General features: G+C 38.3%; 17 protein-coding genes and 1 pseudogene. 7 read left to right on the forward strand and 11 right to left on the reverse strand.

Annotated features, from left to right (window positions below; genetic code table 11):
• Nucleotides 1-101: 101 nt before the first annotated feature.
• The 5 genes and pseudogenes from P343_RS26400 to P343_RS26420 all read right to left on the reverse strand — a co-directional run bounded on the left by P343_RS26400 (nt 102) and on the right by P343_RS26420 (nt 3,360).
• Nucleotides 102-902, reverse strand: coding sequence for an arsenite methyltransferase (locus P343_RS26400; protein WP_023509783.1), 801 nt, complete (start codon nt 900-902; stop codon nt 102-104).
• A 16-nt stretch (nt 903-918) separates the two neighbouring features.
• Entirely contained in the window at nt 919-1,347 is a 429-nt protein-coding gene (gene arsC / locus P343_RS26405) for an arsenate reductase (thioredoxin) (protein WP_023509784.1), read from the reverse strand.
• Between the two features lies 1 nt (nt 1,348).
• A pseudogene (locus P343_RS26410) lies at nt 1,349-1,672 on the reverse strand (arsenic resistance protein); the annotation flags it as partial.
• Nucleotides 1,673-1,690: 18 nt separating this feature from the next.
• Nucleotides 1,691-2,032: an ArsR/SmtB family transcription factor gene (locus P343_RS26415; protein ID WP_023509786.1), complete on the reverse strand. Its 342-nt coding sequence runs from the start codon at nt 2,030-2,032 to the stop codon at nt 1,691-1,693.
• Between the two features lie 851 nt (nt 2,033-2,883).
• Nucleotides 2,884-3,360 (reverse strand): SRPBCC family protein, encoded by a 477-nt coding sequence (locus tag P343_RS26420; RefSeq protein ID WP_168371025.1) that lies wholly within the window; start codon nt 3,358-3,360, stop codon nt 2,884-2,886.
• Between the two features lie 170 nt (nt 3,361-3,530).
• On the opposite strand from P343_RS26420, the gene xerS reads away from it, so the two are divergent.
• Complete coding sequence (xerS, locus tag P343_RS26425; RefSeq protein WP_023509788.1) at nt 3,531-4,625, forward strand: tyrosine recombinase XerS; 1,095 nt, start codon at nt 3,531-3,533, stop codon at nt 4,623-4,625.
• 77 nt (nt 4,626-4,702) lie between these two features.
• On the opposite strand, the gene P343_RS26430 is transcribed toward xerS, so the two are convergent.
• Both P343_RS26430 and P343_RS26435 read right to left on the reverse strand, forming a co-directional pair.
• Nucleotides 4,703-5,401 carry a YjjG family noncanonical pyrimidine nucleotidase gene (locus tag P343_RS26430; RefSeq protein ID WP_023509789.1) on the reverse strand — a complete coding sequence of 233 codons (699 nt, stop codon included), beginning with the start codon at nt 5,399-5,401 and terminating at the stop codon, nt 4,703-4,705.
• Between the two features lie 25 nt (nt 5,402-5,426).
• Nucleotides 5,427-6,002, reverse strand: a complete 576-nt coding sequence (locus tag P343_RS26435) for a xanthine phosphoribosyltransferase (protein ID WP_023509790.1) — start codon at nt 6,000-6,002, stop codon at nt 5,427-5,429.
• Nucleotides 6,003-6,183: 181 nt separating this feature from the next.
• Here P343_RS26435 and P343_RS26440 point away from each other — a divergent pair, with 181 nt between their 5' ends.
• Complete coding sequence (locus P343_RS26440) at nt 6,184-7,494, forward strand: hypothetical protein (RefSeq protein ID WP_023509791.1); 1,311 nt, start codon at nt 6,184-6,186, stop codon at nt 7,492-7,494.
• Here P343_RS26440 and corA read toward each other — a convergent pair.
• On the reverse strand, nt 7,451-8,407 hold the full coding sequence (corA, locus tag P343_RS26445) for a magnesium/cobalt transporter CorA (RefSeq protein WP_023509792.1): 957 nt from the start codon (nt 8,405-8,407) through the stop codon (nt 7,451-7,453). The two genes, P343_RS26440 and corA, sit on opposite strands and share 44 nt — an antisense overlap.
• Nucleotides 8,408-8,462: 55 nt before the next feature.
• A complete protein-coding gene (locus P343_RS26450; RefSeq protein ID WP_023509793.1) occupies nt 8,463-9,005 on the reverse strand; it encodes an EXLDI protein in 543 nt (180 codons plus the stop codon).
• Nucleotides 9,006-9,192: 187 nt separating this feature from the next.
• On the opposite strand from P343_RS26450, the gene P343_RS0118680 reads away from it, so the two are divergent.
• Together P343_RS0118680 and P343_RS26455 are read left to right on the forward strand one after the other, a co-directional pair.
• Nucleotides 9,193-9,960 (forward strand): Cof-type HAD-IIB family hydrolase, encoded by a 768-nt coding sequence (locus P343_RS0118680; RefSeq protein WP_031263820.1) that lies wholly within the window; start codon nt 9,193-9,195, stop codon nt 9,958-9,960.
• A gap of 223 nt (nt 9,961-10,183) precedes the next feature.
• Nucleotides 10,184-10,447 (forward strand): hypothetical protein, encoded by a 264-nt coding sequence (locus P343_RS26455; RefSeq protein ID WP_023509794.1) that lies wholly within the window; start codon nt 10,184-10,186, stop codon nt 10,445-10,447.
• An 88-nt stretch (nt 10,448-10,535) separates the two neighbouring features.
• Here P343_RS26455 and P343_RS0118685 read toward each other — a convergent pair whose 3' ends face one another.
• Complete coding sequence (locus P343_RS0118685; protein ID WP_023509795.1) at nt 10,536-11,330, reverse strand: polysaccharide deacetylase family protein; 795 nt, start codon at nt 11,328-11,330, stop codon at nt 10,536-10,538.
• Between the two features lie 818 nt (nt 11,331-12,148).
• Between P343_RS0118685 and P343_RS36695 the strand changes: the two genes are divergently transcribed.
• From P343_RS36695 to P343_RS26460, 3 genes are all read left to right on the forward strand, one after another.
• Entirely contained in the window at nt 12,149-12,274 is a 126-nt protein-coding gene (locus P343_RS36695) for a YjcZ family sporulation protein (protein WP_023509796.1), read from the forward strand.
• A 254-nt stretch (nt 12,275-12,528) separates the two neighbouring features.
• Nucleotides 12,529-12,600: a YjcZ family sporulation protein gene (locus P343_RS37315; RefSeq protein WP_201767670.1), complete on the forward strand. Its 72-nt coding sequence runs from the start codon at nt 12,529-12,531 to the stop codon at nt 12,598-12,600.
• Between the two features lie 168 nt (nt 12,601-12,768).
• Nucleotides 12,769-13,143 (forward strand): YmaF family protein, encoded by a 375-nt coding sequence (locus P343_RS26460; RefSeq protein ID WP_023509798.1) that lies wholly within the window; start codon nt 12,769-12,771, stop codon nt 13,141-13,143.
• Between the two features lie 696 nt (nt 13,144-13,839).
• On the opposite strand, the gene P343_RS26465 is transcribed toward P343_RS26460, so the two are convergent.
• Nucleotides 13,840-14,061, reverse strand: coding sequence for a phage holin family protein (locus P343_RS26465; RefSeq protein ID WP_023509799.1), 222 nt, complete (start codon nt 14,059-14,061; stop codon nt 13,840-13,842).
• Between the last annotated feature and the right edge of the window lie 264 nt (nt 14,062-14,325).

Raw genomic sequence — 14,325 nt, forward strand, 5'->3', positions numbered from 1 at the left:
AGTGAAGGCCAGCGCCTTGAGACGCTGGTCGGTAGCAAAAGGCTTATAGCCTTAGAGCAAACCACCCTTTTGAAGGGTGGTTTTGATTTATTGCATTATGGTTACTTAACAGCCTGAATCGTTGATGAAACAATATACTTCTCAATATTTGCTCCAGGAATCCATTCTTTAATGAACGCTTTCGATTCATCTTTTGGTTTAATTTCAATTTGTGTAAATCCATTTTGTTCAAGCATATTTTGGAGATCAGCGATTGAAGAAGCTCCTGAAATACAGCCCGAATAGGAAACCTCCAAGTCATTCTTTATTTCAGCAGGCAATTCAGCAGTGAGCACAACATCTGAAATCGCAAGCCGTCCGCCTTCTTTTAGTACACGAAAAGCTTCTTTAAAAACTTGAGTTTTATCCGGTGAAAGATTAATCACGCAATTCGAGAGAATGACATCAGTGGACTGATCGGCCACTGGCAAATGTTCAATTTCTCCCAAACGAAAATCAACATTAGTGAAATTTCCTTTTTCAGCGTTTTGACGTGCTCTGCTGACCATTTCGGGAGTCATATCAACGCCAACAACCTGACCTGTTTCACCTACCTGACGAGCAGCAAGAAAACAGTCGAATCCTCCACCACTCCCAAGGTCCAATACACTTTCACCAGACTTTAAAGAGGCTATTGCCTGTGGGTTACCGCAACCTAAGCCTAAATTAGCTCCTTCAGGTACTGATTTTAATTCTTCAGCAGAATAGCCGAGTTGTTCCGAGACACTATTACGATCAGCTTGAGTATCACAGCAGCCCACTTCAGAGGAACAGCCACAGGACGAAGCTGAAACATCCTGAAGAGCGATCCTCTTGTACCGGTTCCGAACGTTTTGCCTGATTTTGTCATTCGAAATTGTCACTTTTACCGACTCCTTTTTATTTAATCAATTGTTCTTCCTCTGCAAACTGTTTAATTCGCTTTTTAATACCATCACGGACACGCTGAAACACAGCCCATTTTTCAGCTTCTGTACCTTGTGCTTTTGCCGGATCATCGAATCCCCAGTGTTCCCGTCTAACCTTTGGAGGTGTCATCGGGCACCGTTCTTCAGCATCCCCACAAAGAGTGACGACAAGGTAAGCCTGCTTCAACAGATCCATATCAATGAGTTTGGATTTTTGCTGTGAAATATCAATGCCAACTTCTTTCATGGCTTTAACTGCATTCGGGTTTAATCCATGAGCTTCAATACCGGCCGAACGCACATCAAATTTGTCCCCCAGATATTTTTTTCCAAAGCCTTCAGCCATTTGGCTGCGGCAGGAATTTCCTGTGCAGAGAAAGTAAACGATTTTTCTATCCATTTTAAATGTCGTCCTTTACGCTGGTATTTGATGTTTTATAGCTCAATCTTTTTCTAAAGAATAGTGCGACGTTGACCAAACCAATCATGACTGGAACTTCCACAAGCGGACCAATGACGGCGGCAAAAGCTTCTCCGGATTGAATTCCGAATATCCCTACAGCAGTTGCTATGGCAAGTTCAAAGTTATTACTTGCTGCCGTAAAGCTTAGAGCCGACGTTTTACCATAATCTGCTCCAACTCTCCGGGAGAGAAAAAAGGAGACGAAAAACATGATGATGAAATAAATCATGAGCGGTATGGCTACTCGGACCACATCAAGAGGCGAGAAAAGACAACTTATTCATTTCGATGACTCCAACTGAACTAAATTTTCGCTTGTTTGACAATTACAATTCTTAGTTTTTAATGTGGGGAGCGTCTTAATAAGATTTGAAATATAGACTGGAAGATCCGGACTTAAACGATAATATACCCACGTCCCCAGTTTACGTTCACAAATGACACCTGCAGTACGTAATTTCTTTAAATGCTGACTAATCGCTGGTTGAGACAGATCAAACACATCAACAAATTCACAAACACACATTTCACCATTCTTTAAATAAGCAAGCATTGTTAATCTTGTCTTGTCACTGATAATCTTCAACAAAAAGGACATGTCGTCTAGATTAATGCCATCCATATAATCACTCCCTTATATAATTGCAAATAAATATTAACATTAGATTATATATAGTTCAAATTTCAAGCTCAGTGGTTTTACATACTTTGATGTTATACAGAAGGAGAGGGGGGAATCAAAAAATGACTTTGCACCGCAAATGAAAAGTGGCCATTGTAAAAGAATTTGGGTATGTTTTGGATATTGTTTCTGGTGTACAAGCTCTGGAAGGTTATTGGGAATAAGAATACTATATAAAAAACTTAAAAATTTGTGTTCATTTGTGGTGATAATAGGTTTAATACAGTTGCAATAGAGGAAAATACTTTAGAGAAAATCTTACTTTTTGTTCAATCTGTATTGAAAAAGAATACCACAGTTTTTTTCATCAAATAAAGCTATTTAACAGATGTGGCTACCAGAGCATTAAAATAACGTGCTATTCAAAACCTTGATAAATTAAATCGGTCTCAGATTCACTGCACAAAATACCAAGTTTTAAATTAGTCCCAGGTTTTGCGTCGCTAGACAGATTTGCAATCGGGAGAGGACCAAAATCAACATCGTTTAATTACTACGTAAAATATAATTTTGACGAAGTAATATCAATATTTAATTTTAGATACATCTCTTTTTACAGTTTATTAGCTTTTTCGGTGACCTGTTTTTATCATTCTTTTTTTGGTTCTTTTTAAAACGTACTCATCAACAATTTACGATTTATTTATTGATATAAAATTACGGAGCTTCATTTGTCACTCCGCAATAGATTAGAGAAAAAAATATGGACAATGTCACATTTATTATCGAACAGATAATTTTAATTGGACAAGCCCACAGATATTTGGCAAAAATATATATTTTTGCCGTAATCAACTTTCTAGATGTTTTTTTACATTCACAAGCATAGCTGTTTCCAGCTGCATTTGTTTGTTTATCATTGGATCCATGAGCTTAGCCAATCCACTTGGTTTGTATGATAAGCTAAACGTTACTTGAGTTTCGTCTCCGTCATTTTCAAAAACGTAATTGCCTGACGGTCTCGCTGGTCCGGAGATGACTTTAAAAGAAATCTTTTTATCTGTTTCAGAGCTGCTAATCTCGTAATCTCCACTGATGCTTTTTCCGAAAGGTCCCTTCATGGTCTGTGAAAACTTTGTTCCGAAACCTATATCTCCTGCAGTTTCTTTTTTTACTGCAAAGACAGAGGGTCTCCAGATTTTATTGTTTTCTCCATTTAATATAAAGTTAAAAATCTCGTGAACCGGTTTTCGAATTGAAACGGAATATTCCGCGAATGCCATAGTCAATCCCCCATTTTTTACCATTAATAGCTCAATAATATCCATCATTTTGTTTCAAAGTCAATAATTAGAATTGAGAACATGACAAAATCGTGATCTTCTTAAATTCACGCTAGATTACTACGTAAAACATTGACTTCTTCCTATATGCATGATAAGATAAACTTGTGATATTCTATATATTTACATTTTATTATCACATTGGAGGGTTATTAATGGTTGACGAACGCGCTCCACATCTCTACGACCGTATTGATGAAAAAACGGCACAACTTCCATGGTATGTTGATGAGTATGTGAACAAAAAGATGCGTGTCATGTCACCGAGATCGCTGTTAAACTATTGTCACGATTATCTTATCTTCTTTGACTGGTTGCTTGCTGAGGGTTATTACCAGGGAAAACGAACCGACATTTCGCTTGAATGCTTGGAGAAGTTGACTCCTCAATCGATCGAAAATTTTCTTTCGTATCTCCAGTTTCGTCTACAGAACGACAAATTCACGATCAATCGCAAACTTTCCTCATTGAAATCTTTATTCAATTATTTGCAGAATGTAGCTGAAACGAACGATCTTAAACCCTACATTGTCCGAAATGTGATGGCGAAAATCGCTTTTAACAAAATTACAGAAGATCAGGAAACCGTTGCTCAAAAGATGGCCGGTAAAATACTATGGGATGATGAGTATGAGGCGTTCCGTCAATTTGTCGCCGATGGTTATCGGGAAATCGTCAAGGAGAATCAAAAGCTGCTCAATTTTCACGCGCAGAATGCTGAACGCGACACAGCTATTGTCTCATTAATCCTCGGATCAGGCTTGCGTCTTTCCGAAGTGGTCGGCTTGGATATTAACGATGTTGACTTTCAGAAACGAATGGTGCGCGTGATTCGCAAAGGAAACAAAGAGCAATATGTATTCTTCAGTGAGCAAGCTGGCCTCGACCTAGAGGACTATTTGACTGTACGCAGCAAAAAATATAAAATCCCAACAACAAACCAGGCACTTTTCGTATCTGCAGCCATGGGCCCCAAAGACACTACGCGCCGTCTGAGCGCGCGCGCCATCGAAAATTTGGTAAAAAAATATGCAAAAACATTTGGCAAACCCTCCCTCTCGGTTCACAAGTTACGCCACTCTTTTGCTACGCGCTATCAGGCTGAGAACAATGATATTCCAAAGCTGCGTCGCCAACTTGGCCACTCTGCAATACAAACGACCATGATCTATACACATCTCTCGAATGATGAACTCAAGCGAGCTGTCGATCATATGGATGATCATTTCAAGAAAACTGAAGATAATTAAAACAATTGGTTTACATAAATATTTTACTGTATATAAAATAACCTCATCACCTGTTCAACAAGTAATGAGGTTATTTGTTATTTAACAGCAACATTTAGGATTGAATATAATTGCTTGAGTTGATGAATTTCATAGGTTGGCTGCTCATTAAGTTTATTGATTTTGTTGCCAGCATTGAACCAGCATGTATCAAGTCCTGCCTGGTTTCCACCATGGATATCAGAGATCAATGAATCCCCAATAATTAAACTTTCACGTTTTTCAAAATGAGGAACCCGTGCAAATACATAGTCAAAGAATTCTTTATCCGGTTTATGATAACCGGTATCCTCCGACACAAAAACATCTCTGAAATAAGGAGCTAAACCAGCGTCATGGAGCCTTTTTCTTTGCGTCTCCGCTACCCCGTTGGTCACAATATAGAGATCAAATTTATTACTTAATGCATCAATCAATGGATAAGCACCATGAACAAGCTGATGCCCTTCACGTAGGAAGCGGCGATAATTTCTCTCCATCGCAACGCCGTCCACCTCTTTGCCAAATGCTTTGAATAGTTTTGAAAAACGTGTGTTCACGAGTTCATCACGTGCTATTTTTCCATTTTCAAAGTCATTCCATAATCCTTTATTCATCTTTTTATAGTAACTTTCTATTTCTGTTGTTAAAGGCAGATTTTGATCTTCAAAAAGCAAATTGAGTGCCAGATCCTCGGCTGCACCGAAATCCAACAACGTATCATCGACATCAAAAAATAGAGATTTGTATTGGCTCATATGCTCTCCTCTCCAATGTTCTTGCTCATTCATCAAGAAAGCTGACCCGATTGTTCGCTAATGATGAAATCCTAGCTAATGAGAATACAGAATACCCTGCCTGATCAAGTTTTGAACGCCCATCCTGGAAGGACTTCTCGATTACAATACCGATTCCGGCGACCGTTGCTCCAGCCATTTCGATTAATCGCGTAAGTCCTAATGACGCTTCGCCATTGGCCAGAAAGTCATCAATAATTAAGACACGATCTTGATCAAGAATCATGTTCTCTTCCAAGTAAACCGGATTATGTATTTCCTTTGTATAGGAATAGATTTTCGTCGTTAAGGTACCTTTGTTAAGAGTTAAAGGTTTTTTCTTTCGAGCAAAAATAACCGGCACATTCAATTGTAATCCTGTCATTAGTGCAGGCGCGATCCCGGAGGATTCAAGTGTTAGTACCTTAGTGACACCTGCTTCGGCAAATGCCATCGCAAATTGTTCTCCAACCTGTTTCATCAATTGCGGATCAATTTGATGATTCAAGAACCGGTCAACTTTTAAAATATCAGAATTGATAACAATACCATCTTCAACGATTCGTCTTTTTAACTCCTCCATTACGATCCAGCTCGTCCCCTCTTATTCATTTATTTCAAAACTTATCATGTTAAAAAGTATACACTGGAATAACCATCAGGACTAGTGATTGAATAATTTTCAAGTCTGAAATAGGATGTTTCACTTCGAAAAAAAGCTATAATAAAGAGTAATTGTTGAGATCGGGTTTGGAGGTATTGGTGTGAAAACGTCAGTCTTAGAATGTATTGCAAAGGATTATATACAAGATTCGGAGTCCGTCTATCATACATGGTTTTTGAATAATGATGATCGGCTGAAGGCTTTCCGGACAATCAAGAAAGGTTTAAATGATGTCATCGACGACATTGAAAGTCGAACCTTTGGTAATGATTTTAAAGGGTCAAGTCTTGAGGCAGTTGTCACAGCGATATCTGAACAGAAACAAGTTTTCGAAGGTGCGGCACATGCATTTTTCTGGAAACCGAAACTGAGAATACCAGATATCTATGAAAATCCTGAAAATCAACTTGCTTTTGGCAGATTTCTTGCAGATTGCCTGCAAGCTAAGAATGAAGAACAGATATTCAATGCAATTGTTAACCTTGATCACCTGAAAATTAAAGGTCTAGGACCGGCTGTTGCGAATATCATTTACTTTCTGCATCCTACACTTTATCCTCCCTTCAACACAGCGATTGTAAAAGGATACAATACACTTTTCAAGCAAAAGATTAAACTAGGGTCCTGGTCCTCGTATCTTGAAATGCGTGAAGGCATCCTTGCAGCAAATGAGTGCTTGCACCTTTCTAAAGATCTCGGCGCAATTGCAGGACTTCTGTTTGAAATCGGAAGCAACCGGCTTGTCATACCGGAGAATGCAGATGAAGCGTTGATCGATGAACAGCAAAAAAGAAAAAAATTGATGGAGAAAAGGCATAATCAAGTGCTTCAAGATCAGTTAGAGGATAAAACACACAGTGAAATTCAATCTCATCTGGCCCGGCTTGGTCAAGCGCTTGGTTACAAAGTATGGATTGCACAGAACGATCACCAAAGAGATTGGCAAGGAAAGAAACTTGGTGATTATTCACTGAAACGACAGGACTTACACTTGCCGGATTCACCTGTTGCCACAACAATTGCGCTCATTGACGTTTTATGGCTCGATGATAACGGCATGATTATCAGTGGTTTTGAAGTCGAGAAAAGCACATCCATTTATTCTGGCATTCTAAGGCTTCAAGATTTGGCTTTATCCATTAAATCACAAAACTGCCGGCTTTATCTTGTCGCTCCGGATAGCCGCGAAAAAGAAATTAAAGCACAATTACTTCGTCCATCGTTTCAAAAAGAGAAAACACTTGGATCCGCAATGTCCTATATCCTGTTCTCCGATTTAACCTGTGACTGTGATGCGATGTGTAAATTCGGGACAGATGTACGTGTTTTGAATCCGATTTCACGAACCGTTTCGGCAAATGATTTATCTACTTATCAAACCAGCCCTTTTTCCGGAACCAGTAATACATAATAATCGCGATCAAAAACATTACGCCAAGAACGATAAAATACCCGTAGCGCCAGGTTAGTTCCGGCATATAGGCGAAATTCATGCCGTAAATGCCGACGATAAACGTCAAAGGCATAAAAATCGTCGTAATGACCGTTAGTGTCTGCATAATACGATTCGTCCGATAGGTTGTCAGTGACAGATAACTATCACGGATATCCGATGTAATTTCCAGGTTAGACTCAATCATATGCGTCAAGCGGTTGAGATTTTCATTGAGATTACGCAAAAATAGTTCATGTTCTTCAGTCGTCTCAATATAAGCAGAACCAATCATCCGGTTAAAAATATCCATCAGCGGTGTAATCACTCGGCGAAAACTCAGTAATTCACTGCGCAATTGGAAGACACGTCGGTTTAACTTGTGTATCGGCTCGCGTTTGGCGTTCAAATCCAAGTCTTCAATTTTATCTTCAAGATCGTTCGCAACCATCATATACTGATCAATCATCCGGTTAAGCAGCCTGCGAAGCACTTCATCAGGCCCAACTTCCCTGGAAAGTTTCTCATCCGTACGGCACTCATGCCAAATATCATTGACCGCCTTCAGATTCTGATCATGAAATGAAATAATCGATCGTTTTCCTACATATAAATACAATTCATGAGTTTTCAGCGTATTTGGACTGATCACCTGAAGTAACACATAGTAGTAATCTTTAAAAAGCTTGAGCTGCGGCCGATGCGAATGGTGATGGGTATCTTTAGTTTGGCGGTGAAACAATGGGAAGAATTGTTTTAATTGTTTCACCTCTTCATCATTAGGCTCGCTTAAATCAGCCCAGTACCAACGTGAATTCAGTACTTGAAGCGTTTGAAAATTCAAATCAGACGAGATGCTTCCTTCAGGATTTTTTGCGAGAATACGTATCATTTAATACTCCTTTATTTGAGCAGCTTTACAAATTAATAACCAACCGCTGAAATGGTTATATATCCAGAAATTCTCCATCCTTGATTTCATGGAGCGCCCTATATAAATCACCAGGTATATGGCCGGCGAGCGCATCAATGGAATTGTAAACTTCCAGTTTGCGTGTATCCGCTGTCTCTTCTTCAACCTCTTTTGGGAATGGAATCCGGTTTATATTTTCTCCCGCGATCTTCTCCATAATCCTCTTTTTAAGTTCATGTTCAATGGATTGTTCTAACGGTATTCTTTTCTGCTCACGGATGAAAACCGCATAACGCCCATGTGTGGTTTCATAAACGACATAAGTAGTCAATAGCGCATGATCCTCATCATGGACACTTGCTGAGGCAAGTTCTCGTCCGATAAATCGTTTCCTTTTGTAAAAACCATCTTCACCTTCGGAAACCTCAATATGTTCGAACCCTTTTCCTTCACCTATCTTGGTAAAAAAACGAAGTGCCTGGACAATTGTAGCTGACAAGTTCTTGCCTGAAACTTCCTGGGCCTGATCAAACACCTGCAAATCAGCATCGGGAACATAAATGGTTTTATTCGGCATGATGATCTCCTTTTCTAATTATTGACTACATACTTTATACATACAAATATACACGCTTTCTACGTAGAATAAAAGCAATATACATGTGATTTATACATATATCTATTCATTTTGTATGCGTATATCTCACATACGTTGATTGGTGCTATAATGCCGTATAACAAACAACTCTAGGGAGAGTAAATGAATGAATAATATATCGATGGTTAAGATGGTCGTCCTCGATCTTGATGGAACACTTTTAAATCAGCATCAATTAATCTCACAAAGAAACCAGTCTGCGATCCTTACTTGCCTTCAGCAAGGAATAAAAGTGGTGATTGCTACTGCCCGACTACCGCGCTCTGTTCGCCGTTTTGTTCCCGTACAGTTACTGCAGCACATGACGGTCATTTTTTATAACGGCGCACTCGTCATTGATCAATACGGAATCACAAAAAGTTTTACCCTCCCCCTTTCACTTTCAGAAAACATGATTACTTATGTACATACTCATTTCCCGAATGCATCTTGCTCTGTTGAATCACAAGATGTCTTGTATACCGAATCAGCTGATCTCTCACCTTGGATAAGTTCAAACGTAATACCGGCAAACGAAATGAAAAAGATACGTGCGAACAAATTACTAATATACGGTGATATTGACTTCTCGAACTTCAACAAAGAATACCGAGAAAAAGCATCAATTGTTTTAACTGATTCCGGAAAAATAGTACAGGTTATGAAAAAAGGAACAAATAAAGCCAAAGCCGTACGTTCGCTTTGTGACGCAATGCTGATACCGATAAGTCAAGTGATGGCTTTCGGCGATGATCGCAACGATCTCGAACTTTTGCAACAATGCGGATATCCGGTTGCAATGGAGAATGCGATTGATGAACTGAAACAACATGCATGGAAAATTACAGAGACCAACGCTAAAGATGGGGTAGCTGTTATCTTAGAAGAAGTATAAATCAACAGGTCTGCTTATATAATTTATGTTTCTTCTTAATACCATGCTGCCAAATATGCGAACATTTGTATTAATCATATGTTTGTTTAACTCTTCACCGGAATTTATTATTGACTCACAAATGGATAAGCTCATTCCTTTTAATATTAGAGCTCCTGATGTTAATGCCATACAAGCATGCTCAGCATAACATGTAACAGTGACTTAGAAAGAAGGGAATACAATGAATTGTTTTAATGGAAATGGCGGAAATAAATATAACTTTGCTGATCTTGTACAATATTTTGGGCAATTGTTAAGCACAACGGGTGATACAATTACTCTTATTGGGCAAGCGATTGCTCTAGAAAATGATCGACAACAACAGATTTCGGATCAAAAGGACAAAGATCAACAATCATTAGAGCAGCAGCAAACACAACAACAAATAGCGGAAATGCAAGCACAAATTAAACAGTTACAAAAGCAAATGGAAAACAGAGCTTAATAACAGAATAACAAGATCACCTATTTTATTGCATTGGGGGTACGTACAACCTTTTAATTAGTGTCAACAAAAACGAGAGAGTAATTCCTTAAAATTTGCCAAATTCAACCGGGAACTGTAGAGGATGTAATGTGGCATCTATTCCATTCATTTTATAATGATTCAACTCTAAGTATTTAAGAAGCGGCTCGATGTTTTGAACTGTACTGAATCGATCATGCAATAAAATGACTGGAATTTGGTTGGTAGCATTCAACTTTTTAATTTGATTAATTGTTACCTGATTAAATCGCCAATTTCTATATTTCCAGTCGTGGCTATCAACGTTCCAATCCCACATAATAAAACCTTTTTCATTTATAGCTTGGCGGTAGTTATTTTTCATAAAAGGATAGCTACCATAAGGGGTTCTTATAAATGGAGTTTTAATTTTTACAATATTCATTAACGTTTTTTGATCCTCGCTCATTTCTCGAACAACAGTTTGTTTTGACCGATATAGTTTTCGATGATCATGAGTGACACCATGTAGTCCTAATGAAAACCCCTCTAGATTCATTCGTTCTACTTCTTTCGGATGTTTAAGAATATTTGATTGAAGTAGAAAAAATGTCGCCTTGGCGTGATATTTATCCAATAGATCCATCAATTTATCTGAAGATGAAGACGGTCCATCATCGAAAGTTAAATAGACAATTTTCTCGGAATTATTGCTTACCATCAGTTTATGAACAGGTGCTGGAATATAACCAGAAGTCACATACTGATTTTGCGTTTTGCCTAAGCAATTACCTGAACTTTGCCCAATGACAAAGTTCACAAAGACCATGAACAGGACTACATATTTACCAATCGTTTTATTTTTTGGAACATTAAAATGCAAAGTTTTCGACCTCCCACAATGAAATAATACGCATTAGATTAATGTTCCCATCTGTTTAAAAAAAATTTATGATGGTCTAAATATTTTACTAAAGCTAATTTGGACAACCTCACATTTGACCTGGTTATCTATTCTGAACTGTCTGGAATCTCATCAACCATGTTCTATTCGACGGTCTAATTTGCTTTAATTCCACAATGGCCCTCATAATGTTGTTACATAAATGTTGATTGAAATTTATATACAATAAAAGAGCCCGCAAATTAGCAGGCTCCAAATCACTTCATTTTGATTTCCACAAACGATAAAAGACTGCATTCCTATTTTTAAAAAATACGCCTTCTGTTTCTTAAGAGGAAAATAGCTGCGATTAGAAAAAACGGGATGAATATCCGTCTAGAAAAGCGATCTCGTAGAAATATCCCCCCTCGTGGATCCATACCATCTATTACTCCCCAATAAGATCTGCCGTCACGACCACAAACTTCAACCGGTTGTCCACGATAGCACATCAAATCTTCCATCTAATTTTTTCATTCCCTTTTGTTTTAATATCACCTCAATCTAAGTTATGTAATCTAAAAGGACTTTGAGTAGACCAACTCACCAAAGAGAGAACAAATCCACGGTTATCATTATGTCATGCGTCTAAAATGGTTAACCTATGGTCTCTTTCTTTGCTAATACGAAGAGCATCTTCGTTTTCTAATCTATGATATACCCTTCAAAACAGGCTCTTTCCCTCGTCTTCATGTCCATTTCACTCCTGCATGCCCACACATATTATGCAGTATCACTTAATGAGGAGGTGCAGCATCTTGAGTGAAGGAAATGATAACGATCAAGGTAATTCTAATTATCCCAAATCGGATTTTAGTTTTGCTCTGATCGTCGTTTTGTTTATCCTATTGATTATCGTCGGCGTATCTTTTGTAAAATGGTAAATTGCTGAATCCGTCAAGACTCATGAAAGAACACTCCTAATCAAGAGCACTTTCCACCATGTGCTCTTTTTAGCATTCACACTCTCGACACAGGTTCTCAAATAGGCTTTTCTCCTCATACATCTAACCCTTACATTCTCTTGTTTGAACTCATATAATGTTGTATCCACATGATAAGGAGGTGTTCGCTCATGAGTTGTGATAATGGTAACACTGGCGGCGGTTACGGTGGTGGCTACGACTGTGGGTTCAAGATTAATAACTTTGCTCTGATCGTTGTCCTGTTTATTCTGTTGATTATCGTTGGAACGGCGTTCTGCTATTAAAAAATAGGCGTGTCAGTACTGGCGCCTATTCATCACCTTCTGTATAAAGGACACCTAGCACCCGGGTGGCCTTTTTCATTTTCAATTAAAAATTTTTACCGTTCTAGATCGAATGCATATGAATATGAATTATTGATCAAAAATCTTATGTAAAAAGAGGCGTAATAAATGGGAGTTCCTGTTACTGGTTTCGTGTTCCATTCTGATGATTCAGACCCGCTTCACTCACATCAACTTTTTATTACGAGTTGGGACGGTGTGCCTGTGCATGTCCATCAATTTAGGGGCACTACCTCTTTTGATGATGGACACAGACATCAATATGCCGGAACTACTGAACCCGCTCCTAGTGATGTTCCGCATTCTCACAGGTATTTCACCATGACTTCTGTTAATGATGGACATAGACATCAGATATCAGGCATTACAGGGCCTGCAATTCCACTGCCTAATGGAGGACACTATCACGAATTCAGAGGAACGACCTCAGTGAGTGGGGTTAATCCTCATACTCACCAATACTCTGGTCAAACAAGCCAATAAGCACATCCTAATTATTACACTGCTCCTCACCTACACATCGCTAACGCGCGCGCTCACAAAACTACTGATAAGGAATCTATACTCATCCATCGTATACCGCGTCCTTCTATCACTGAGAGGCTGCAGGGGCGATAACGTTTATAAGAATCGAACTTAGAACAATGTGTGTCCTTCAATTTTCCAGTATTTCTCCAAAGCTATTCATTAAAAAACAATGTATTCATATGACCCCAGGATAGAAAAAGACGTTGGCCAACTTCTTCTGTATGATTAGTACATCTGATCCTATAAGTTTTCCCTAAATTTATTCCATAGTTAATTAATTTGCCAACCTCCAAGAAAACAAAAAAATGTTAATAACGATAAAATAAACAAAATACTCGGTATCCATGCAAAACCTGTCCGGTCGCAGAACTCCGATAGCGATTTATATTTATCTCTAAACAATAATTGGTAAATAATTTGCAGGGCAAAAAGCATCATTGCGCAACATAAAAATAATAGAACACTGATCAATAACAACATACTTATTAATTCCCTCCCTGCTTATTTTTCTATCTATTTCTATTAATATCGCCGTTCCTGATATGGGAACCTTTATTACTTGTTAATTTATTGCCAATCTAAAAAATTCCCTTCATCATACTTAATTTTAGCACCTTTCTCTTTTACTGGTAATTCGTAAGCCTAGGGTTTTCAGTACACGAAAAAGAGCATCACCTTTTTGGCGATGCCCCTAAATCCAACTTTACTAGATAATGTACCGGTGTAAGATGCGGCGAGCATGCCAGTCACATAATCGATAATCACAAATGTAATTAAGATCCTGATCATTGGTGACCACCCTTGATACAGATAGCCGGTCACCGCTCCAAGAATTGCAGCTGCAGCTCGATAGACAAATTCGTATTTGTTCATTTGTTCGCCTCCATGTTTATAAAAAATAGGACTCCGAAGAGTCCATGAATAGGAAAAAATAAAATTAACAGCCTTAGAGAATGAACAAGTAAACTTCATTCATAATAATAATTAGACAATGTGAATACCATATGAATTTATTAAGCGTTTGACTACGTAAATTCAATTTGTTATCACATGTAATGCATAAAAAAAACGGACCCGGGGGGATCCGTGAGGGGAGTTAAATTTTTTGATCACTATATATATCGGTTTGAATCCTAT

This window comes from Sporolactobacillus laevolacticus DSM 442 (genome assembly GCF_000497245.1).
Lineage (GTDB): Bacteria > Bacillota > Bacilli > Bacillales > Sporolactobacillaceae > Sporolactobacillus > Sporolactobacillus laevolacticus.

What these genes read in the sequence shown, in the direction of transcription:
- P343_RS26430 (WP_023509789.1), bottom strand. Translation starts at nt 5,401, where the DNA reads ATGAGCCAATACAAATCTCTATTTTTTGATGTCGATGATACGTTGTTG.
- P343_RS26455 (WP_023509794.1), top strand. Translation starts at nt 10,184, where the DNA reads ATGAATTGTTTTAATGGAAATGGCGGAAATAAATATAACTTTGCTGAT.
- P343_RS26435 (WP_023509790.1), bottom strand. Translation starts at nt 6,002, where the DNA reads ATGGAGGAGTTAAAAAGACGAATCGTTGAAGATGGTATTGTTATCAAT.
- xerS (WP_023509788.1), top strand. Translation starts at nt 3,531, where the DNA reads ATGGTTGACGAACGCGCTCCACATCTCTACGACCGTATTGATGAAAAA.
- P343_RS0118680 (WP_031263820.1), top strand. Translation starts at nt 9,193, where the DNA reads ATGAATAATATATCGATGGTTAAGATGGTCGTCCTCGATCTTGATGGA.
- corA (WP_023509792.1), bottom strand. Translation starts at nt 8,407, where the DNA reads ATGATACGTATTCTCGCAAAAAATCCTGAAGGAAGCATCTCGTCTGAT.
- P343_RS26450 (WP_023509793.1), bottom strand. Translation starts at nt 9,005, where the DNA reads ATGCCGAATAAAACCATTTATGTTCCCGATGCTGATTTGCAGGTGTTT.
- arsC (WP_023509784.1), bottom strand. Translation starts at nt 1,347, where the DNA reads ATGGATAGAAAAATCGTTTACTTTCTCTGCACAGGAAATTCCTGCCGC.
- P343_RS26415 (WP_023509786.1), bottom strand. Translation starts at nt 2,032, where the DNA reads ATGGATGGCATTAATCTAGACGACATGTCCTTTTTGTTGAAGATTATC.
- P343_RS26460 (WP_023509798.1), top strand. Translation starts at nt 12,769, where the DNA reads ATGGGAGTTCCTGTTACTGGTTTCGTGTTCCATTCTGATGATTCAGAC.
- P343_RS26465 (WP_023509799.1), bottom strand. Translation starts at nt 14,061, where the DNA reads ATGAACAAATACGAATTTGTCTATCGAGCTGCAGCTGCAATTCTTGGA.
- P343_RS26420 (WP_168371025.1), bottom strand. Translation starts at nt 3,360, where the DNA reads ATGGATATTATTGAGCTATTAATGGTAAAAAATGGGGGATTGACTATG.